We start from the raw sequence: 19,268 nt of genomic DNA on the forward strand, positions 1-19,268 counted from the left end.
CTTGCATCGACGGATTAATCGAGCGTTAACGTAGCCGGGGCAATTAGTGCAGGCCCTGGATGTATTGGGACACGGCTTCGATGTCCTTGTTGCTGAGTTTCCCGGCGATGCTCTGCATGATTTTGGTATCGCCGTCGTTGGTACGATTGCCTTCGCGGAAGTCCGTCAGCTGTTTGCCGATGTACTGGGCATGTTGGCCGCTCAAGTGCGGGAAGCCAGCAGCAGCGAGGCCCGCGCCGTTAGGCGAGTGGCAACCGATGCAGGAAGGCATGCCTTTTTCCAGGTTGCCGCCACGGAACAGTTCTTCACCGTGGGCCACCAATTTCGGATCAGCAGCCCCCACGCTGCCCTTTTGGCTGGCAAAATACGCCGCGATATCCGCCAGGTCCTGATCGCTGAGGTTGGTCAACAAGCCGGTCATTTCCAGGACCGTACGCTTGCCGTCCTTGATGTCGTGCATCTGCTTGGTCAGGTAACGCTCACCCTGGCCGGCCAGTTTTGGAAAGTTTGGCGCCGGGCTATTACCGTCCGGTCCATGGCAAGCACCACATACGGCGGCTTTCGCCTGGCCGGCAGTGGCGTCGCCTGCGGCATGGGCAACACCGGTGATGCCCAAGGTCAACAGCAGACTCACGATCAGTTTGTTCATCAGCTAATCCAACTACGGCTAAGGGTTAAAGAGTTATGGACCGGGTTTACTCACCATCAACTGAATGACGGCATGGTAATCCTCGGTACTGCAGTCCATGCACAAACCACGCGGCGGCATCGCCTTGAAACCCTGGGTCACGTGTTGCACCAGCGTGTCCATACCTTGAGCCAATCTTGGCTTCCAGGCTGCCTGGTCACCCCGTCTAGGGGCGTTGGGCAACTGTCCGGCATGGCAGGCCCCGCAAACGCGGTTGTACACAGCCTCCGGTTCCTGTGTAGCCTGAGCACTGTAAAGTGGCATCAAGACACCGACGGCTAGCAGCCACTTGGTCATACATCGACCTTTTCAGGGTTTGAGAGCGTTTTGCGTTCTAATGCGCAATAAAGGTCTATCGCTCCCGTGAACTTCATCCTTCGCTGGGACAAAGCACACACAAAATCTGCGGCATTATATACTGGCGCTACTGAAACGGAAACGACACCGCTTGCCGCACCTATTCCCGGCACCGCCCACATCGGAAAACTCATGCAACTCAAGAATCCCATCCTCGGCCTGTGCCAACAGTCCACCTTCATGCTCAGCGCCGCCAAAGTCGACCAATGCCCCGATGACGAAGGCTTCGAAGTCGCATTCGCCGGCCGTTCCAACGCCGGCAAATCCAGCGCGCTGAACACCCTGACCCACGCCAGCCTGGCCCGCACCTCGAAAACCCCGGGGCGCACACAGCTCCTCAACTTCTTCAAGCTAGACGATGATCGGCGTCTGGTCGACCTTCCGGGCTACGGTTATGCAAAAGTACCTATCCCGCTGAAGCTGCACTGGCAGCGTCACCTGGAAGCCTATCTGGGTGGCCGGGAGAGTTTGAAGGGTTTGATTCTGATGATGGACATCCGTCATCCAATGACCGACTTCGACCTGTTGATGCTCGATTGGGCCGTCGCCAGCGGCATGCCGATGCACGTCCTGCTGACCAAGGCCGACAAGCTGACCTACGGCGCAGCCAAGAACACCCTGCTCAAAGTGCAGGCAGAAATCCGTAAGGGTTGGGGCGACGCGGTGACTATCCAGCTGTTCTCGGCGCCAAAACGCATGGGCCTGGAAGACGCCTATACGGTACTGGCAGGCTGGATGGAACTGGCTGACAAAGGTTCGGAAGCCGCCGAGTAAAAACTCGGGGCAAAAAAAACCCCGGACTTCGTATGGGGAGGGGAAGTTCGGGGTCCAAGTTCCGGACCGCTAGGGCGGGGTCCAGATATCTGCCAACACTTAACACAACATAGGAGCATTGAAGGGCTTCACCACCCATTCAGTAACTCTGAGTAGCAGTTCACGGGTTAAGTTCCGGCACGTTCAAAAAACTATTGGAAATAACCCGCCGCGTTTTCCGATCTAAAGCGCTGCCGCAGCATGATGCCGCGGCCCAAGCCCCAGGCTTAGTGCGCCTCGTCCCAGTTGTCGCCCACGCCGACGTCCACCACCAGTGGCACATCCAGCTTCGCCGCATCGCTCATGTGTTCACGAATCTTCGCGCTGACTTCAGCTACCAGGTCTTCACGCACCTCCAGCACCAATTCATCGTGCACCTGAAGGATGACCTTGGCGTCCAGGCCCGAGGCCGTCAGCCAGTTGTCGACCTTGACCATGGCCTTCTTGATGATATCGGCCGCGGTACCCTGCATCGGCGCGTTGATCGCCGTACGCTCGGCGCCGGCACGTTCCTGAGGCTTGTTGGAGTTGATCTCCGGCAGGTACAGGCGGCGCCCGAACAAGGTTTCCACGTAGCCCTGGTCAGCCGCCTGGGCACGTGTGCGCTCCATGTACTCGCGAACCCCCGGGTAGCGGGCGAAGTACACATCGATGTAAGCCTTGGCGGTCTTGGTGTCGACGCCAATGTCCTTGCCGAGCTTCTGGGCGCCCATGCCGTAGATCAGGCCAAAGTTGATCGCCTTGGCGCTGCGACGCTGATTGGATGTGACCTCAGCCAACTCAACCTTGAACACCTCAGCCGCCGTGGCGGTGTGCACGTCGAGGTCGTCGCGGAACGCATTCAGCAACCCTGCGTCCTTGGACAAATGCGCCATGATGCGCAGCTCGATCTGGGAATAGTCCGCCGCCAGCAGCTTGTAGCCCTTGGGCGCGACAAACGCCTGGCGAATACGCCGGCCTTCGGCAGTACGCACCGGAATGTTCTGCAGGTTTGGATCGCTGGAGGACAGCCGCCCGGTAGCTGCGACGGCCTGGTGATAGGACGTGTGAACCCGCCCGGTACGCGGGTTAATCTGTTCGGGCAGACGGTCGGTATAGGTGCTTTTCAGCTTGCTCATGCTGCGGTACTGCATCAGCACTTTTGGCAGCGGGTAGTCGTCTTCAGCCAATTTGGCCAAGACTTCCTCGGCCGTCGAGGCCTGGCCCTTGCCGGTCTTCTTCAACACCGGCAGCCCGAGCTTCTCGTAGAGGATCGCGCCCAACTGCTTGGGCGAGCCCAGGTTGAACTCCTCGCCGGCGATTTCATACGCCTGGCGCTCCAGGTCCACCATCTTGTTGCCCAGCTCAATGCTCTGGATACCCAGCAGGGCAGCATCCACCAAGGCGCCCTGACGCTCAATGCGCGCCAAGACCGGCACCAGCGGCATCTCGATGTCGGACACGACGCTGGCCAAGGTAGGAATCGCAGAGAGCTGCTTGTGCAGTTCCTGATGCAAGCGCAGGGTCACATCGGCGTCTTCCGCTGCGTAAGGTCCCGCCTGCTCAAGGGGAATCTGGTCAAAGGTCAGCTGCTTGGCGCCTTTGCCGGCGATGTCCTGGAAGCTGACGGTGTCGTAGTCCAGGTACTTCTTCGCCAGGCTGTCCATGTCGTGGCGAGTCGCCACGGAGTTCAGCACGTAGGATTCAAGCATGGTGTCGAAGGCGATGCCGCGCACGGTGATGCCGTGTGCCGGGTCGCCACCGATGGCGCAATTGGCCAGGATGTTCATGTCGAACTTCGCATGCTGGCCGACCTTGAGTTTTTCCGGGTCTTCGAGCAACGGCTTCAGGGCCAGTAGCACGGTGTCCCGATCCAGCTGTTCCGGCGCACCGATGTAGGAGTGGGTCAGCGGAATGTAGGCTGCTTCATGGGCCTGCACGGCAAACGACACACCCACCAATTGCGCTTTCTGAGCGTCGATCCCGGTGGTTTCGGTATCAAAGGCGAATAGCTTGGCGTCGTTGAGCTTCTTCAGCCAGACATCAAACTGAGCCTGGGTGAGGATGGTTTCGTACACCGGCTCTACAGAAACCGGAGCGACTGTTTCAATCGCTTCGTCCACGACTGCGGCCGATGGGGCGGCGCTCAGCTCAACACGCTTGGCATCGCGCTGAATCTCGTCAATCCAGCTCTTGAACTCCAGCAGCGTGTACAGCTCCAGCAGCTTCTCGCGATCCGGCTCGATCAGGTGCAAGTCGTCCAGGCCCACATCCAGCGGCACATCGATCTTGATCGTCGCCAACTCGTAGGACAGGAACGCACTCGCCTTATGCTCTTCCAGTTTGGCGACCAACGTCTTGGCACCACGAATCGGCAAGGTCGGCACGATATCGAGCTGCTCGTAGAGCTCTTTCAAACCGCCGTTCACGCCTACCAACAGGCCGGAAGCCGTCTTCGGACCAATGCCCGGAACGCCCGGGATGTTGTCGGACGAGTCGCCCATCAACGCCAGGTAATCGATGATCTGCTCGGGAGCGACACCGAATTTCTCCTTCACGCCCTCAACGTCCATGGCGCTACCGGTCATGGTGTTGACCAAGGTAATGTGCCCGTCCACCAACTGCGCCATGTCCTTGTCACCGGTGGAAATCACCACCGCCCGGTCGGCGGCCGCGCTGCTGCGGGCCAGGGTGCCGATCACGTCGTCCGCTTCCACGCCTTCGACGCACAGCAGCGGGAAGCCCAGGGCGATCACGCTCTGGTGCAGCGGCTCGATCTGCACGCGCATGTCATCGGGCATGCTCGCGCGGTTGGCCTTGTATTCGGCGTACAGCTCATCGCGAAATGTCCCGCCCTTGGCGTCGAACACCACCGCGAACGGACTGTTCGGGTACTGTTTGCGCAGGCTTTTGAGCATGTTCAGCACGCCCTTGACCGCGCCGGTAGGCAGGCCTTTGGAAGTGGTGAGCGGCGGCAGCGCGTGAAAGGCGCGGTACAGGTAAGAAGAACCGTCCACCAGGACGAGGGGGGCTTGGCTCATGAGCAGGATCAACCTTTTCGGCGGGTCAGGCGCTAGAATAGCCGGACCAATGACGACAAAGGGACAAGGTTATCATGCGTACAGTAAATCGCTTGTTGTTGACCGGCTTGATTGCATTCCTTCCGCTGGCCGCCATGGCAGCCGACGGAGCGCCTTCGGCAGATCCGGAGGTCACCATTCGCACGGAAGGCGACAAGACCATCCAGGAATACCGCCAAAATGGCTTCCTGTACGCAATCAAGGTGACTCAGAAAGGCTTTCCGCCTTACTTCCTGGTGCGCGCGGACGGAACCGATGCGAACTTCATCCGCTCTGACCAGCCGGATATGCTGATCCCGTCATGGAAGATCTTCGAATGGAAATGATTTCTTAACTTTAATCGGCGCTGCTCCCCGCAGCGCCCGTAACGGCAGTTTTAACCATGTCTGTGTTCACCCCCCTGGCTCGGCCCGAGCTGGAAACCTTTCTTGCCCCTTACGGGCTCGGCCGCCTGCTTGATTTCCAGGGGATTGCCGCTGGTAGTGAAAACACCAATTTCTTTATCAGCCTGGAACAGGGCGAGTTTGTCCTGACCCTGGTCGAGCGCGGCCCCGTGCAGGAAATGCCGTTCTTCATCGAACTGCTGGACGTGCTCCACGACGCCGACCTGCCAGTGCCTTACGCCCTGCGTACCACCGACGGCGTGGCCTTGCGCGAGTTGGCAGGCAAACCGGCGCTGTTGCAACCGCGCCTGGCGGGCAAGCACATCAAGGAAGCCAACGCCCAGCATTGCGTGCAAGTGGGCGAATTGCTCGGTCACCTGCACTTGGCCACCCAAGGCGACAAGGTACTGGAACGCAAGACCGATCGCGGGCTGGACTGGATGCTCAGCGAAGGCGCGCAACTGATTTCACACCTCGACGCGGAACAACAACGCCTGCTGCAAGCTGCGCTGGATGAGATCGAGGCGCACAAGGTGCAGATCCTTGCGCTGCCCCGGGCGAATATCCACGCCGACCTGTTCCGCGACAACGCGATGTTCGAAGGTACGCACCTGACCGGGCTGATCGACTTCTACAACGCCTGCTCCGGGCCGATGCTGTACGACGTGGCGATCTCCCTGAATGACTGGTGCTCGGACGCCGACGGCGTGATCGACGGCCAGCGGGCACGGGCATTATTGGGGGCTTATGCGGGCTTGCGACCGTTCACCGCCAAGGAGGCAGAGCTGTGGCCGACCATGCTGCGTGTGGCCTGTGTGCGGTTCTGGCTGTCACGCCTGATTGCGGCGGAATCGTTCGCCGGGCAGGACGTGCTGATTCACGACCCGCGAGAGTTTCAAGTGCGCTTGGCGCAACGCCAGCAGGTCAAGACCCCGCTGCCGTTCGCCCTCTAAAGATCGTACACGGTCAAAAATGTGGGAGCGGGCTTGCTCGCGAATGCGGTGGATCAGTCAGCGCATCTGGTGACTGAAACTCCCATTCGCGAGCAAGCCCGCTCCCACAGTGATTATGCGGCGTCTGTCAGAGCGACTCCAGGCACCCAGCCAGGTCATTCCCCAGCTTCTCCAGCACCTGCTCATACCCTTGGGCGGAGGCCGGCGTGTAACCGCCCAACGCATCCAGCTCGGCCAGCTTCACCGGCAAACCCGCCACCAGCGTTTCCGCCAGGCGAGGGCGCAGCGGCGGCTCGCTGAACACACAAGTCTTGCCCACTTCCTGCAACCGCGTGCGCATCGCCGCCACATGCTGGGCGCCCGGCTGCACTTCTGCGGCAACGCTGAACACACCAGTGTGCTTGAGGCCGTAGGCATCTTCGAAGTAATCGAACGCCTCATGGAATACGAAGTAAGGCTTGCCGGCGACATCCGCCATACGTGCTTTCAAGCGCGCATCCAACGCATCCATACGGCCATCAAAGGCCTTCACGTTGCTCTGGTAACGCTCGGCGTTAGCCGGATCAGCAGCGCTGAGGTCCGCGGCCATACGGTTGGCGATCACTCGGGCGTTGACCGTCGACAGCCATAAATGCGCATCCAGGCTGCCTGGGCGATGATCGTGATCATGCTCGTCGGCATCTTCAGCATGGGAGTGGCTATCTTCGGCGAACCGGCGCAATTTCATTCCTGGCAGGTCCTGCACGGCCACCGTCGGCAAGCTGCGACCTTTCAATACGCGTGGCAGAAAGCTTTCCATGTCCGGGCCGATCCAATACAGCAGGTCCACCGACTGCACGCGCCGTACGTCGGAAGGACGCAACGCATAGTTATGGGGCGAGGCGCCCGGCGGCAGCAATACCTCGGGAATCGCCACGCCATCCTGCACGGCGGCGGCAATCAGCTGTAACGGTTTGATGCTGGTCAGCACCCGAACCTCCGCCTGAGCGGCACCGGCAAGCAGCAAACTGGTGACAAATACGACAAAAACGGGAAAAAGTCTGGACACGATGACCACTCAAGGAGGCAGGAACAGGTAACATAATAACGTCTCTCACAAATATCTGTCGCCGCTCATGCCTAAAACACCGCTTGCCAGCCGTCCCCACGACCACTCTCACTGCGTGCACACCGCGCTGTCAGAGGCCGACGCCTTGTGCGCGCGCCAAGGCCTGCGCCTGACCGCCCTGCGTCGCCGGGTGCTGGAGCTGGTGTGGCAAAGCCATAAGCCGCTGGGTGCCTACGACATCCTCGGCGTGCTCAGCGAGCAGGATGGCCGCCGCGCCGCGCCGCCCACGGTGTACCGCGCGCTGGACTTCCTGCTGGACAACGGCCTGGTGCACCGCATCTCTTCGCTCAATGCCTTTGTCGGCTGCAACCACCCGGAACACGCGCACCAGGGCCAGTTCCTGATTTGCCGCGAGTGCCACGCCGCCATCGAGCTTGAGCAAAAAAGCATCAGCGACAGCATCATCAAGAGCGCCGGCGACGTCGGCTTCAAGGTCGAAGGGCAAACCGTCGAAGTGGTCGGTGTGTGCTCGGGCTGCCAGGGGGCTTGATGAGCACTGCGTTAATCCGCCTGGAACAGGTCGGGGTCACGTTCGCCGGGCAAAACGTTCTGGATAACATCGCGCTGAGCGTCGAGCCGGGGCAGATCGTCACGCTGATCGGTCCTAACGGCGCCGGCAAGACCACGCTGGTGCGCGCCGTGCTCGGCCTGCTCAAGCCCGACAGCGGCAGCGTATGGCGCAAGCCTAAACTGCGAGTGGGCTACATGCCGCAAAAGCTGCATGTGGACCCGACCTTGCCCCTGTCAGTGCTGCGCTTCCTGCGCCTGGTGCCAGGCGTAGACCGCGCCCGCGCGCAGTCCGCCCTTAAGGAAGTCGGCGCCGAACAGGTGATCGACAGCCCGGTGCAAAGTATCTCCGGCGGCGAAATGCAGCGTGTGCTGCTGGCCCGTGCCCTGTTGCGCGAGCCGGAACTGCTGGTACTCGATGAACCCGTGCAAGGTGTCGACGTGGCCGGCCAGGCCGAGTTGTACAGCCTGATCACCCGCCTGCGGGACCGCCATGGCTGCGGCGTGCTGATGGTCTCCCACGACCTGCACCTGGTGATGAGCACCACCGACCAGGTGGTGTGCCTAAATCGCCACGTGTGCTGCTCCGGCCACCCGGAGCAGGTCAGCGGCGACCCGGCTTTCGTCGAGCTGTTCGGCAAGAACGCCCAGAGCCTGGCGATTTATCACCACCATCACGACCATGCCCATGACCTGCATGGCGCTGTTGTCTCTGACCCCGCCACACCCCATACCCACGTTCATGGAGATAGCTGCAAGCATGGCTGATTTTCTGCTCTACGCCCTGCTGGCAGGCTTGGCTCTGGCGCTGGTGGCGGGTCCACTGGGCTCGTTCGTGGTCTGGCGGCGCATGGCCTATTTTGGCGACACCTTGTCCCACGCTGCGCTGCTGGGCGTGGCCATGGGCTTTCTGCTGGATGTGAGCCCGACCATTGCCGTCACCGTCGGCTGCCTGCTACTGGCTGTGCTGCTGGTGACCCTGCAACAGCGCCAGCCGCTGGCTTCCGATACGCTGCTGGGCATCCTGGCCCCAAGTACCTTGTCCCTGGGCCTGGTGGTGCTGAGTTTCATGCATGAAGTGCGTATCGACCTGATGGCCTACCTGTTCGGCGACCTGCTGGCGATCAGCCCCACCGACCTGGCGTGGATCCTCGGCGGCAGCGCGGCGGTGCTGGTGCTGCTGGTGACGCTGTGGCGCCCGCTGCTGGCGATCACCGTCCACGAAGAACTCGCCACTGTCGAAGGCTTGCCCGTGGCCGCGCTGCGCATGACCCTGATGCTGCTGATCGCCGTGGTGATTGCTGTCGCGATGAAGATTGTCGGCGTATTGTTGATCACATCACTGCTGATCATCCCGGCGGCAGCGGCACAGCGTCATGCCCGCTCGCCGGAGCAAATGGCGATCGGCGCCAGCCTGTTGGGGATGCTTGCGGTGTGCGGTGGCCTGGCGCTGTCCTGGTTCAAGGACACCCCGGCCGGCCCGTCGATTGTGGTCACGGCGGCCGCCCTGTTTCTGCTGAGTTTTGTCCTGCCCCGTCGTGGGGTGTAGACTTGCTCGCTTTTTGCGCAATTAGAGAGTCGCAGGAATGAAGCTGTTCAACGCCCGTTATCTGCTCCTTGCCGCATTTTCCTTGCTGCTGGGCGCCTGCCAAAGCACCCCGCCCGCCGCCCCCCAGGCGCCGGACGCGCGCGCTGCGGCCATCGCACAGCTGGAGCAAAACCTCGCCAGCAGTGAACTGGCCACCGCCGAAGACGAGCTGGCCGCCTTGCAGGCCCAGTCGCCCAACGACCCGGCGCTGGAGCCTTATCAGCGCCAACTGGCCGAAGCCTACTTGCAGCGCAGTCAGATCGTCCTGCAAAAAGGTGACGTCAACGCAGCTGCCACGGCCTTGAGCCGCGCACGGGCTTTAATGCCCAAGGCGCCGGCGCTGACCGGTGGCGTCAACAGCGCGATTGCCCACGCCCGTAAAGTCGAGTTGGATAAAGCCGAGGCTGCCTTGAAAGCCGCTGAGGCCAAGCCGCCCGCCAAGGTCATCGACCCTGCAGCGCCAAGCACCACGGTTGCGCTGAACCTCACCGATATTGAAGCGCTGCGCCATCAACTGGATGAGATCGCCACCGATGTGGTGAATTACCAGTGCGATGTGAGCATCCAGGCACCGCGCACCGAAGATTATCCATGGCTGGCCACGCTGCTGACCAAACGGGTGAAGCGCATTGATTCGGGGTATGACCTGAAGATTCACCGGCAGATCCTGAAGAAGGTTCCGGCGCAGGTTGTACTGATTCCGCGTAAGACTGAATAACGCCATTCGCGAGCAAGCCCGCTCCCACATTTAACCGAGTTCCAACTTTGGAATGCGGTCAAATGTGGGAGCGGGCTTGCTCGCGAAAGCGGTCTAACAATCAACCAATAGCTTAAGCCGGAACAGCTTTAGCCTTCGGCTCCCGATCCCAGACCCGATGCTGGGCAATCGCCGCAAAAAACGCCTTCAACGCCTTCGCATCGCCGCCCACTATCAGCCCCGCATCTGCCTCAAGCTTCAGCACATCCAGCAACTGCTTTGCCTCTCCGGCCAAGGCAATCGCCTTCAGATGCTTGTACGCCTCCAGCAGGTAATGCAACGCAACGCCGTCGCCACTCAGTGCCTGAACCGACTTGGCACCACCCGGCACAAACACCGCATCGAACGCCACTGACGGCAAACCTTCCATGGATGCATCCACCGGCAAGCTCGTGCCATCCGCCGTCGTCACCGGTGCCGAGGTAGGCCCCAGCAGCTTCGCGTGTGCGCCGGCCGCTTCCAGCGCTTTCTTCAACGCATCAATCGCCGCACCATCAACGCCGTTCGCCGCCAGGATCGCGACCTTGCGGGTCTTGATATCACCCGACAGCAAATTGGCCTGGCTCAGCGCTGGCGAACGTTCCGGAGACGTCTTGCGCTCTGGCACCGTGCCTTTCTTCGGTGCCGGCAAGCCCAGGTTCTGCGCCACGCGCTTGGCCAGTTCGAGGTCGATGTTGGCGAGGATCTCGTTCACCTGCCGAGCCCGGATGAATTCACGCTCCACCTTGCCCAGCTCGAAGCTGTAAGCCGCGATGATGTGCTCTTGCTCGTGCTTGCTCATGCTGCGGAAAAACAAGCGCGCCTGGGAGAAGTGATCACCGAACGACTCGCTGCGCTCACGGATCTTGTGGGCGTCGATTCGCTCCGGATAGGTCTCAAAACCACCGTCCTGCGCCGCAGGCGGAGTTTCTTTCGGCCAGCCGCCATCAATGGAGTTCGGCTCGTAGGACGCGCGACCCTTGTCGATGGTGGTGCGGTGCATGGCATCACGCTGGCCGTTATGGAACGGCGCGACCGGACGGTTGATCGGCAACTCGTGAAAGTTCGGGCCGCCGAGTCGGCTGATCTGCGTGTCGGTGTAGGAAAACAGGCGGCCTTGCAGCAGCGGGTCATTGGAGAAATCGATACCCGGCACGATATGCCCCGGGCAGAACGCCACTTGCTCGGTCTCGGCAAAGTAGTTGTCCGGGTTGCGGTTGAGCACCATCTTGCCCAGCGGCGTGATAGGCACCAGCTCTTCGGGGATCAACTTGGTCGGGTCGAGAATATCGAAGTCGAACTTATGCTCGTCTTCTTCGGCGATGATCTGTACGCCCAATTCCCATTCCGGGTAATCGCCACTTTCAATGGATTCCCACAGGTCACGACGGTGGAAGTCCGTGTCTTTGCCCGCCAGCTTCTGCGCTTCGTCCCACACCAGGGAGCAGGTGCCGACGGTAGGACGCCAGTGGAATTTGACGAAGTTGGATTTCCCCTCGGCATTCACCAAACGGAAGGTATGCACGCCAAAACCCTGCATGGTCCGCAGGCTTTTCGGAATCGCCCGGTCAGACATGGCCCAGATCACCATATGCGCTGACTCTGGCTGCAGCGAAACAAAATCCCAGAACGTATCGTGGGCCGAGCCGCCTGTAGGAATCTCGTTATGCGGCTCAGGTTTTACCGCATGCACGAAGTCAGGAAACTTGATCGCGTCCTGAATGAAAAACACCGGCATGTTATTGCCCACCAGGTCGAAGTTACCTTCGTCGGTGAAGAACTTTACGGCAAAACCACGCACGTCACGCACGGTATCACCCGAGCCGCGAGGGCCCTGAACCGTGGAGAAACGCGCAAATACCGGGGTTTTGTGTTCGGGGTTACGCAGGAACCCGGCCTTGGTCAGCGCCGAATGGTTTTCATAGGCCTGGAAATAACCATGGGCACCGGTACCCCGGGCATGAACGATGCGTTCCGGGATGCGCTCATGGTCAAAGTGCGTGATTTTTTCACGCATGATGAAGTCTTCCAGCAGCGAAGGACCCCGGGAGCCGACCTTCAAGCTGTTCTGGTTGTCGGAAACCTTCACGCCCTGGTTGGTACGCAGCGCCTGGCCGGTAGCGTCAGAGCGAAATGTTTCCAGGCTTTGCAGCTTGGCGTTGGTGTTACCACGGTCCAGAGTGTCGGTACCCGCAAGTTCGCTCTTGGGCGGGGTGACTGGCTTTTTAGTGCTCATCAGACAAAAACTCCTCGTTTGCGTAGGCCAGAGCGATCCCCGGCTCTTCTTGAGCAAAACCCCAGGCACGGCACCTGGGAATTTCGAGTTGCTTATGTAGTGACTGACACGGTTTTGTACCGTTCCTTTTTTATGACCTTTGATCGCGTTATTGCCAAATCGCTGGTCGGATGAGAAATAAATGCTAAGAAACGCTATACGGACAGGCTAAAATGCGCGCCCGGCTAACCGCTGATCCCTTTTTAATGCGCCCCACAAGGTTCGCTACGTGATCGAGTTTCATAACGTCCATAAAACCTACCGGGTCGCCGGTAAGGATATCCCCGCACTGCATTCCACCAACCTGCGCGTCGAAAATGGCCAGGTGTTTGGTCTGATCGGCCATTCCGGTGCGGGAAAAAGTACTTTGCTGCGCCTGATCAATCGCCTGGAAGAACCCAGCGGTGGCCAGATCAAGGTCGATGACGAAGAAGTCACCGCCCTCGACGCCAACGGCCTGCGCCGTTTCCGGCAACAGGTCGGGATGATCTTCCAGCACTTCAACCTGCTGGCCTCCAAGACCGTCGCCGACAACGTGGCGTTGCCGCTGACCCTCGCGGGCGAACTTTCCCGCAAGGAAATCGACCTGCGTGTGGCCGAACTGCTGGCCCGAGTTGGCCTGTCCGACCATGCCAAAAAGTATCCGGCGCAGCTGTCCGGCGGCCAGAAGCAGCGCGTCGGCATCGCCCGCGCCCTGGCCACCAAGCCAAAGATCCTGCTGTGCGACGAAGCCACCAGCGCCCTCGACCCGCAGACCACCGCCTCGGTGCTGCAACTGCTGGCCGAGATCAACCGTGAGCTGAAGCTGACCATCGTGCTGATCACCCATGAAATGGACGTGATCCGCCGGGTCTGCGACCACGTGGCCGTGATGGACGCCGGCGTGATCGTCGAGCAAGGCACCGTCGCCGACGTGTTCCTGCACCCCAAACACCCGACCACCAAGCGCTTCGTGCAAGAGTCCGAGCAGGTTGACGAAGGCGAGCAGCGTGATGACTTCGCTCACGTGCCGGGCCGCATCGTGCGCCTGACGTTCCAGGGCGAAGCGACCTACGCACCGCTGCTGGGTACCGTCGCCCGTGAAACGGGTGTGGACTACAGCATCCTTGCCGGTCGTATCGACCGCATCAAAGACATTCCCTACGGGCAACTGACCCTCGCCGTCACCGGTGGTGACATGGAGGCCGCGTTCGCCGCCTTCACCGCCGCAGACGTCCACATGGAGGTGCTGCGCTAATGGAAATCTTCTTGAGCTTTTTCTCGAACATCGACTGGTCCGAAATCCTGTTGGCCACCGGCGACACCATGACCATGCTGTTCGGCTCGCTGCTGTTCACCGTGCTGCTGGGCCTGCCGCTGGGGGTACTGCTGTTCCTGTGCAGCCCGCGCCAGCTCTTCGAACAAAAAGGCCTGTACGCGATGCTGTCGCTGATCGTGAACATCCTGCGTTCGCTGCCGTTCATTATTCTGCTGATCGTGATGATCCCGTTCACGGTGCTGATCACCGGCACCTCGCTGGGTGTTGCCGGTGCGATTCCGCCGCTGGTGGTGGGGGCCACGCCGTTCTTTGCGCGCCTGGTGGAAACCGCGTTGCGCGAAGTGGACCGCGGGATTATCGAAGCGACCCAGGCCATGGGCGCCACTACCCGGCAGATCATCACCAACGCCTTGCTGCCCGAAGCCCGCCCCGGCATCTTCGCGGCGATTACGGTGACGGCGATTACACTGGTTTCCTACACGGCCATGGCTGGTGTGGTGGGTGCCGGTGGCCTGGGTGACCTGGCGATCCGCTTCGGTTATCAACGCTTCCAGACCGACGTGATGGTGGTCACCGTGGTGCTGCTGTTGATCCTGGTACAAATTCTGCAAACCGTCGGCGACAAGCTGGTGGTGCACTTTTCTCGAAAATAACGGCTATTGCCGGCGCGAAGCCGGCCAATTCCCGAACAAGGAGCTTGTTGAATGAAAAAACTACTGGTTGCTTTCGCCGCCGTTGCCGCGTTCTCCGCCCACGCCGCCGAAACCCTGACCGTGGCCGCATCCCCGGTGCCCCACGCTGAAATCCTCGAATTCGTGAAGCCGGTTCTGGCTAAAGAAGGCGTGGATTTGCAGGTCAAAGTCTTCACCGACTACGTCCAGCCAAACGTACAGGTTGCCGAAAAACGCCTGGACGCCAACTTCTTCCAGCACCAGCCGTACCTGGATGAGTTCAACAAAGCCAAGGGCACTCACCTGGTAAGCGTCGGCGCTGTGCACCTGGAACCTCTGGGCGCCTACTCCAGCAAGTACAAAAAGCTGGAAGACCTGCCAAGCGGCGCCAACGTCGTGATCCCGAACGACGCCACCAATGGCGGCCGCGCGCTGTTGCTGCTGGCCAAGCACAACCTGATCACCCTGAAGGACCCGACCAACATCCTGTCGACCATCAAGGACATCACCGGCAACCCGAAAGACCTGAAATTCCGCGAACTGGAAGCCGCCACCCTGCCGCGCGTGCTGACCCAGGTCGACCTGGCGCTGATCAACACCAACTACGCCCTGGAAGCCAAGCTGGACCCCTCCAAGGACGCACTGGTGATCGAAGGCAACGACTCGCCTTACGTGAACATTCTGGTGACCCGCGAAGACAACAAGGATTCGGATGCGGTGAAAAAGCTGGTAGCAGCCCTGCACACACCGGAAGTGAAAGCGTTCATTCTCGAGAAGTACAAAGGCGCGATCCTGCCAGCGCTCTGATCCAAGGCCGAAACCCCGACCGAAAGCGGACGCAGAGCGTCCAGTGCGGCATTCCCACGCAGAGCGTGGGAACGATCTAAACCAATGTGGGAGCAGGCTTGCTCCCACATTTGATTTGTGTCGCTCAGGAAATGGTCGGCAGGCTTATTTACGCTGCAATAACCCCGGGAACTGCGCCACTAGCTTCTGGTTGTTTAACGGCGCCCGGATAAACCCGCGCTGGGTGCCGTCCGGACCGATCAGCGCCAGATTGCCGCTATGGTCGACGGTGTAGTTGGGCTTGCTGGTGTCCGCCGGAATAAATGGAATGCTTACCGCATTGGACACTTTCTGCACATCGTCCACGTTAGCACCGGTCAGACCTTCAAACTGTGGATCGAAGTAGCCGAGGTACTGCTTGAGCTGCGCCGGCGTATCGCGGTTCGGGTCAACGCTGACCAGGATCACCTGCAACTTATCCACCACGTCTTTAGGCAGCTCGCTCTTGATCTGGCGCAGTTGGGCGAGGGTGGTGGGGCAGATATCCGGGCAGAAGGTGTAGCCGAAGAACAACACGCTCCACTTGCCTTTCAGCTCGTTGACCACCACCGGCTGGCCGTCCTGGTTGGTCATGGTCACCGGCGGCAACTGGCGGCTTTGCGGCAGCAGGATGATGCCCGCATCGATCAAGGCAGTCGGGTCGCCCTGGCCTTTGCCGCTCAGGACTTTGTTGACGGTCAGGCCCATGATCAACGCGACAATGGCCACCAGAATGAAGACAGTTTTTTGAGTTCGAGTCATAGGTTCAACAATAGGTAGTGGTCTACGAGCAGGGCGATAAACAGCGCGAACAGGTACCAGATAGAGTACTTGAAGGTGTTGATCGCCGCGTGCGGCCGACTGCCACGGTACAGCACCCAGGCCCATTGCAGAAAGCGCCCGCCCAGAACCAGTGCGCACACCAGGTACAGCATGCCGCTCATGTGGATGACATACGGCATCAGGCTGACCGCCAGCAGGGCGAAGGTGTAGAGCAGGATATGCACCTTGGTGTAGTGCTCGCCGTGGGTCACCGGCAGCATCGGGATGTCGGCCTTGGCGTATTCCTCCTTGCGGTGAATCGCCAGGGCCCAGAAGTGCGGCGGGGTCCAGGCGAAGATGATCAGCACCAGCAGCAGCGGCTCGGCGCTGACGTGGCCAGTGACGGCAACCCAACCCAGCAAAGGCGGCGCGGCGCCGGCCAGGCCGCCGATGACGATGTTCTGCGGCGTCGCACGTTTGAGGAAACCGGTGTAGATCACCGCGTAGCCCAACAGCGAGGCCAGGGTCAGCCAGGCGGCCAGTGGATTGGTAAACGCCAGCAACAGCGCCAGCCCGACAACCGCCAGCAACAGCGCAAAAACAAGCGCCGCCACGGGCGATACGCGCCCTTCCGCCAGCGGACGTTTATGGGTGCGCGCCATCAGCGCATCGATGCGCCGATCCACCACATGGTTCACCGCCGCCGCGCCACCGGCACACAGCGCGATCCCCAGGTTGCCGAAAATCAGCACCGGCCAAGGCACCCCGGCGCGGGTGGCGAGGAACATGCCCACCAGCGAGGTGATGAGCATCAGCACCACCACTTTTGGCTTGGTCAGCTCAAGATAGTCACGCCAGATCGCCTGGCTATGACGCTCGCCGATCAAGGTCGCCATGGCATCTCTCCTTTTAGGGTCATGAGGCCCGACACATGTTTACGCGGGCTGAAGCGCCAGCCGAACGGCAACTGGTGCCGCACCCGAACCAGACTGGTGCGAGCGTGGTAATTGACCAGCACCAGCGTCAGCAGCAACGCCGCGCCGCCGGCGTTATGAGCGACCGCAACCGGCAGCGGCAGGTGGAAATACACGTTGCTCAAGCCCAGGCAAATTTGCGCCGCCAGGGCGATCAGCAACAGGCCGGCCAAGCGAGTCATGCCGACCACCTTGAGTTGCCAGGCCAGGCCCAGCAGTACGATGGTGACCAGCAGCGCACCAATCCGATGGGTCAGGTGAATCGCCGTGCGTGCATCACTGTCCAGTTGCCCACCGAGGTAATTGGGGCCGATATGCTGGGTCAGGTGAAAGCCATTGGCGAAATCCGCCGCCGGCCACCACTGCCCGTGACAGGTCGGCAGGTCGATACAGGCCACGGCCGCGTAGTTGGAGCTGACCCATCCACCCAGGGCAATCTGGCCGATCACCAGCACCAGGCCAGCCGTCGCCCAATACTGCAAACGCCTGGGCACGATCAGCGCCGGCAATACACCGGACAGCCGCAGCGTCAGCAAAAACAGCAGGCTCAACGTCGCAAACCCGCCCAATAAATGCCCGGTGACCACTTGCGGCCAGAGCTTCAGCGTCACCGTCCACATGCCAAACGCCGCCTGGGCAAACACTACAGCCAACAGGAACAACGGCAACTTTAACGGCTGGCCCGGGTGATGCCGATGGGTCCAGGCGCGCGCTGCCAACAGCACAATCAGCAGCCCGAGGGTGCCGGCAAAATAACGATGGGTCATCTCGTTCCATCCCTTGTCCGACTCCACCGGCGTATCCGGGTAATGCAGTTCGGCATGGGCCAGCTGGGCTTCGCTTTTTGGCACGCTGATAAAGCCATAGCACCCCGGCCAATCCGGGCAACCAAGGCCCGCGTGGGTCAGCCGGGTGTAGGCGCCCAGCAGCACCACGATCAGGGCCAGCAGGGTGGCAAACAGCGCGAGGCGAAATCCAGGTTTGGCCATGACGGTGTCCTTATCCGATGTTCGACAGTTTCAGCAGCAGGCGCAGGTCGTTGAGCAGGTCCTTGCCCTTGACCCGGGCGTCGTAGCGCAGCACCAGGTTGCCGTGGGGGTCGACGATCCACAGCTGGGCATCGCCAGTGCCTCGGGCGGCAGCGTCTTTATTGAAGGTCGACAGGTCGAGGGAGTAGCGCTGCAGTTGGGGGTATTCGGCCTTGAGCTTGGCGTCATAGGCGGTGCTGACGGGCTGCGCGCTGGCCAGGGCATGGCTGGCGCGAGAGGCATCGCGGCCCAGTCCGATCTGAAGTTGGCGTGCGAGGTACACCAGCTGCTGGCAATCGGCAGTGCAGGCGGTGGGCGCAGTCACCAGCAGTTGCCAGCGGTCTTCGTCGGCCTGCACACCAATGTCGGCACGGGTCTGGCCATTGCCGATCATCTCACCGTGGTAGCTGCGGCTGTCCGGCACCCAGAACTGCAACTTGTACATGAAGGTGGCGAGCACCATCGGGCCGATCACCATCAGCAAAATCAGGATCAGTTGCCAGCGACCCTTGCGCCGGTTGGGCGCTGCTGGCGCGTCAGACATGTTGAGTGGATTCATGGCCGCTCCCATGGCGCTTCTCCTTTGTGTTGTGCCATCCGAGGTAGAGATAAAGGCCGAACAGCGCCAGCGCCATGGCGAACCATTGCACGGCATAGCCCAGGTGCTTTTCAGGGCCCATGGCGACCACAGGCCAGTTGGTTTCGTAAGTGCCGGGGCCGGCTTCGGCTCGCATTTCATAGGCGAATCCGCTACGGCCCAACTCGGCCCACAACGCTTCGGGATGCAGTGCAGTCAGCAATCGCGGCCACTGTGCGCCCGCCGGATCGGCGTGCAGCTGGAAGGTCTCGCCCGGAGCCACATAGACCCAGGCGTCAAGATTCAGCAGTTGTTCGGGGGTGGTGAAAGCCGGTGGTGTGCGACGGTCTGGCCAGGGCAACCAGCCGCGATTGAGCAGCAGCCACTGACCGCTGGCCTGATCGTGGAACGGTTGCAGCACTTCCACACCGACCTTGCCGTCACGAAAGCGGTTATCCAGCAGCACGCTGTGCTCGGCATCAAATTGGCCGCGCAAATGCACGCGACGGAACGCCGGATCTTCGGTGGCTTGTAATTGCGTACTGCTCATGGGCTCGGCAGCGCGACGCTCGGCGTAGGTTTCCAGCAGCGCCTGTTTTTCGTGGCCACGAGACAGCTGCCAGAAACCGAGAAATACCAGCAACGGCAGCAGCGCAAGCACCACCAGCGTCGGCGCAATACCGGGGCGAAAGGGTTTCATGGCATT

At 60.8% G+C, this 19,268-nt stretch carries 20 protein-coding genes; 10 read left to right on the forward strand and 10 right to left on the reverse strand.

From position 1 onward, the window contains the following. Window positions 1-43: 43 nt before the first annotated feature. Window positions 44-649 (reverse strand): c-type cytochrome, encoded by a 606-nt coding sequence (locus BLU46_RS15645; RefSeq protein WP_010168648.1) that lies wholly within the window; start codon window positions 647-649, stop codon window positions 44-46. 33 nt (window positions 650-682) lie between these two features. Beyond that, complete coding sequence (locus tag BLU46_RS15650) at window positions 683-985, reverse strand: c-type cytochrome (RefSeq protein WP_063033701.1); 303 nt, start codon at window positions 983-985, stop codon at window positions 683-685. 192 nt (window positions 986-1,177) lie between these two features. Here BLU46_RS15650 and yihA point away from each other — a divergent pair, with 192 nt between their 5' ends. Continuing rightward, window positions 1,178-1,819 carry a ribosome biogenesis GTP-binding protein YihA/YsxC gene (gene yihA, locus BLU46_RS15655; RefSeq protein WP_003214811.1) on the forward strand — a complete coding sequence of 214 codons (642 nt, stop codon included), beginning with the start codon at window positions 1,178-1,180 and terminating at the stop codon, window positions 1,817-1,819. 266 nt (window positions 1,820-2,085) lie between these two features. Here yihA and polA read toward each other — a convergent pair whose 3' ends face one another. Then, window positions 2,086-4,878 carry a DNA polymerase I gene (gene polA, locus BLU46_RS15660; RefSeq protein ID WP_093203260.1) on the reverse strand — a complete coding sequence of 931 codons (2,793 nt, stop codon included), beginning with the start codon at window positions 4,876-4,878 and terminating at the stop codon, window positions 2,086-2,088. A gap of 74 nt (window positions 4,879-4,952) precedes the next feature. Here polA and BLU46_RS15665 point away from each other — a divergent pair, with 74 nt between their 5' ends. Both BLU46_RS15665 and BLU46_RS15670 read left to right on the forward strand, forming a co-directional pair. Next, window positions 4,953-5,243, forward strand: a complete 291-nt coding sequence (locus BLU46_RS15665) for a DUF2782 domain-containing protein (protein WP_017477978.1) — start codon at window positions 4,953-4,955, stop codon at window positions 5,241-5,243. Between the two features lie 56 nt (window positions 5,244-5,299). Further along, the gene (locus tag BLU46_RS15670; RefSeq protein WP_093203263.1) at window positions 5,300-6,253 is read left to right on the forward strand and encodes a homoserine kinase; all 954 of its coding nucleotides are present in this window, start codon (window positions 5,300-5,302) and stop codon (window positions 6,251-6,253) included. A gap of 127 nt (window positions 6,254-6,380) precedes the next feature. On the opposite strand, the gene BLU46_RS15675 is transcribed toward BLU46_RS15670, so the two are convergent. Further along, window positions 6,381-7,310 (reverse strand): zinc ABC transporter substrate-binding protein, encoded by a 930-nt coding sequence (locus BLU46_RS15675; RefSeq protein WP_008439631.1) that lies wholly within the window; start codon window positions 7,308-7,310, stop codon window positions 6,381-6,383. A gap of 58 nt (window positions 7,311-7,368) precedes the next feature. Between BLU46_RS15675 and zur the strand changes: the two genes are divergently transcribed. From zur to BLU46_RS15695, 4 genes are read left to right on the forward strand one after another with little or no spacing between them, the layout of a single operon-like run. Further along, window positions 7,369-7,851: a zinc uptake transcriptional repressor Zur gene (gene zur / locus BLU46_RS15680; protein ID WP_026078035.1), complete on the forward strand. Its 483-nt coding sequence runs from the start codon at window positions 7,369-7,371 to the stop codon at window positions 7,849-7,851. Next, the gene (gene znuC, locus BLU46_RS15685; protein ID WP_017477974.1) at window positions 7,851-8,636 is read left to right on the forward strand and encodes a zinc ABC transporter ATP-binding protein ZnuC; all 786 of its coding nucleotides are present in this window, start codon (window positions 7,851-7,853) and stop codon (window positions 8,634-8,636) included. The genes zur and znuC overlap by 1 nt, the downstream gene beginning before the upstream one ends. After that, on the forward strand, window positions 8,629-9,417 hold the full coding sequence (znuB, locus tag BLU46_RS15690; protein WP_017477973.1) for a zinc ABC transporter permease subunit ZnuB: 789 nt from the start codon (window positions 8,629-8,631) through the stop codon (window positions 9,415-9,417). Before znuC ends, znuB begins: the two co-directional genes overlap by 8 nt. Window positions 9,418-9,454: 37 nt before the next feature. Next, on the forward strand, window positions 9,455-10,174 hold the full coding sequence (locus tag BLU46_RS15695) for a PA5502 family lipoprotein (protein ID WP_003214825.1): 720 nt from the start codon (window positions 9,455-9,457) through the stop codon (window positions 10,172-10,174). Window positions 10,175-10,286: 112 nt separating this feature from the next. On the opposite strand, the gene katE is transcribed toward BLU46_RS15695, so the two are convergent. Beyond that, window positions 10,287-12,428, reverse strand: coding sequence for a catalase HPII (katE, locus tag BLU46_RS15700; RefSeq protein ID WP_093203268.1), 2,142 nt, complete (start codon window positions 12,426-12,428; stop codon window positions 10,287-10,289). 268 nt (window positions 12,429-12,696) lie between these two features. Between katE and BLU46_RS15705 the strand changes: the two genes are divergently transcribed. Genes BLU46_RS15705 through BLU46_RS15715 form a run of 3 tightly spaced genes read left to right on the forward strand, consistent with a single transcriptional unit; the run spans window position 12,697 to window position 15,203 of the window. Next, a complete protein-coding gene (locus BLU46_RS15705) occupies window positions 12,697-13,704 on the forward strand; it encodes a methionine ABC transporter ATP-binding protein (RefSeq protein WP_063033707.1) in 1,008 nt (335 codons plus the stop codon). Further along, window positions 13,704-14,378 (forward strand): methionine ABC transporter permease, encoded by a 675-nt coding sequence (locus tag BLU46_RS15710; RefSeq protein ID WP_063033708.1) that lies wholly within the window; start codon window positions 13,704-13,706, stop codon window positions 14,376-14,378. Before BLU46_RS15705 ends, BLU46_RS15710 begins: the two co-directional genes overlap by 1 nt. Window positions 14,379-14,429: 51 nt before the next feature. Further along, window positions 14,430-15,203, forward strand: coding sequence for a MetQ/NlpA family ABC transporter substrate-binding protein (locus BLU46_RS15715; RefSeq protein ID WP_093203273.1), 774 nt, complete (start codon window positions 14,430-14,432; stop codon window positions 15,201-15,203). Window positions 15,204-15,347: 144 nt separating this feature from the next. Here the strand turns inward: BLU46_RS15715 and BLU46_RS15720 are convergent, their stop codons facing one another. The 5 genes from BLU46_RS15720 to BLU46_RS15740 are packed head-to-tail and all read right to left on the reverse strand — an operon-like array spanning window position 15,348 to window position 19,262. Beyond that, window positions 15,348-15,983, reverse strand: a complete 636-nt coding sequence (locus BLU46_RS15720; protein WP_003214837.1) for an SCO family protein — start codon at window positions 15,981-15,983, stop codon at window positions 15,348-15,350. Further along, on the reverse strand, window positions 15,980-16,879 hold the full coding sequence (cyoE, locus tag BLU46_RS15725; RefSeq protein WP_063033709.1) for a heme o synthase: 900 nt from the start codon (window positions 16,877-16,879) through the stop codon (window positions 15,980-15,982). The genes BLU46_RS15720 and cyoE overlap by 4 nt, the downstream gene beginning before the upstream one ends. Further along, window positions 16,867-17,946 carry a COX15/CtaA family protein gene (locus BLU46_RS15730; RefSeq protein WP_093203278.1) on the reverse strand — a complete coding sequence of 360 codons (1,080 nt, stop codon included), beginning with the start codon at window positions 17,944-17,946 and terminating at the stop codon, window positions 16,867-16,869. The genes cyoE and BLU46_RS15730 overlap by 13 nt, the downstream gene beginning before the upstream one ends. A gap of 10 nt (window positions 17,947-17,956) precedes the next feature. Next, complete coding sequence (locus tag BLU46_RS15735) at window positions 17,957-18,556, reverse strand: hypothetical protein (protein ID WP_093203283.1); 600 nt, start codon at window positions 18,554-18,556, stop codon at window positions 17,957-17,959. After that, entirely contained in the window at window positions 18,522-19,262 is a 741-nt protein-coding gene (locus BLU46_RS15740; RefSeq protein ID WP_093210161.1) for an SURF1 family protein, read from the reverse strand. The genes BLU46_RS15735 and BLU46_RS15740 overlap by 35 nt, the downstream gene beginning before the upstream one ends. Window positions 19,263-19,268 lie beyond the last annotated feature (6 nt).

It is taken from the genome of Pseudomonas yamanorum, assembly GCF_900105735.1.
GTDB lineage: Bacteria > Pseudomonadota > Gammaproteobacteria > Pseudomonadales > Pseudomonadaceae > Aquipseudomonas > Aquipseudomonas yamanorum.

What these genes read in the sequence shown, in the direction of transcription:
- BLU46_RS15645 (WP_010168648.1), bottom strand. Translation starts at nt 649, where the DNA reads ATGAACAAACTGATCGTGAGTCTGCTGTTGACCTTGGGCATCACCGGT.
- BLU46_RS15650 (WP_063033701.1), bottom strand. Translation starts at nt 985, where the DNA reads ATGACCAAGTGGCTGCTAGCCGTCGGTGTCTTGATGCCACTTTACAGT.
- yihA (WP_003214811.1), top strand. Translation starts at nt 1,178, where the DNA reads ATGCAACTCAAGAATCCCATCCTCGGCCTGTGCCAACAGTCCACCTTC.
- polA (WP_093203260.1), bottom strand. Translation starts at nt 4,878, where the DNA reads ATGAGCCAAGCCCCCCTCGTCCTGGTGGACGGTTCTTCTTACCTGTAC.
- BLU46_RS15665 (WP_017477978.1), top strand. Translation starts at nt 4,953, where the DNA reads ATGCGTACAGTAAATCGCTTGTTGTTGACCGGCTTGATTGCATTCCTT.
- BLU46_RS15670 (WP_093203263.1), top strand. Translation starts at nt 5,300, where the DNA reads ATGTCTGTGTTCACCCCCCTGGCTCGGCCCGAGCTGGAAACCTTTCTT.
- zur (WP_026078035.1), top strand. Translation starts at nt 7,369, where the DNA reads ATGCCTAAAACACCGCTTGCCAGCCGTCCCCACGACCACTCTCACTGC.
- znuC (WP_017477974.1), top strand. Translation starts at nt 7,851, where the DNA reads ATGAGCACTGCGTTAATCCGCCTGGAACAGGTCGGGGTCACGTTCGCC.
- znuB (WP_017477973.1), top strand. Translation starts at nt 8,629, where the DNA reads ATGGCTGATTTTCTGCTCTACGCCCTGCTGGCAGGCTTGGCTCTGGCG.
- BLU46_RS15695 (WP_003214825.1), top strand. Translation starts at nt 9,455, where the DNA reads ATGAAGCTGTTCAACGCCCGTTATCTGCTCCTTGCCGCATTTTCCTTG.
- katE (WP_093203268.1), bottom strand. Translation starts at nt 12,428, where the DNA reads ATGAGCACTAAAAAGCCAGTCACCCCGCCCAAGAGCGAACTTGCGGGT.
- BLU46_RS15710 (WP_063033708.1), top strand. Translation starts at nt 13,704, where the DNA reads ATGGAAATCTTCTTGAGCTTTTTCTCGAACATCGACTGGTCCGAAATC.
- BLU46_RS15715 (WP_093203273.1), top strand. Translation starts at nt 14,430, where the DNA reads ATGAAAAAACTACTGGTTGCTTTCGCCGCCGTTGCCGCGTTCTCCGCC.
- BLU46_RS15720 (WP_003214837.1), bottom strand. Translation starts at nt 15,983, where the DNA reads ATGACTCGAACTCAAAAAACTGTCTTCATTCTGGTGGCCATTGTCGCG.
- cyoE (WP_063033709.1), bottom strand. Translation starts at nt 16,879, where the DNA reads ATGGCGACCTTGATCGGCGAGCGTCATAGCCAGGCGATCTGGCGTGAC.
- BLU46_RS15730 (WP_093203278.1), bottom strand. Translation starts at nt 17,946, where the DNA reads ATGGCCAAACCTGGATTTCGCCTCGCGCTGTTTGCCACCCTGCTGGCC.
- BLU46_RS15735 (WP_093203283.1), bottom strand. Translation starts at nt 18,556, where the DNA reads ATGGGAGCGGCCATGAATCCACTCAACATGTCTGACGCGCCAGCAGCG.
- BLU46_RS15740 (WP_093210161.1), bottom strand. Translation starts at nt 19,262, where the DNA reads ATGAAACCCTTTCGCCCCGGTATTGCGCCGACGCTGGTGGTGCTTGCG.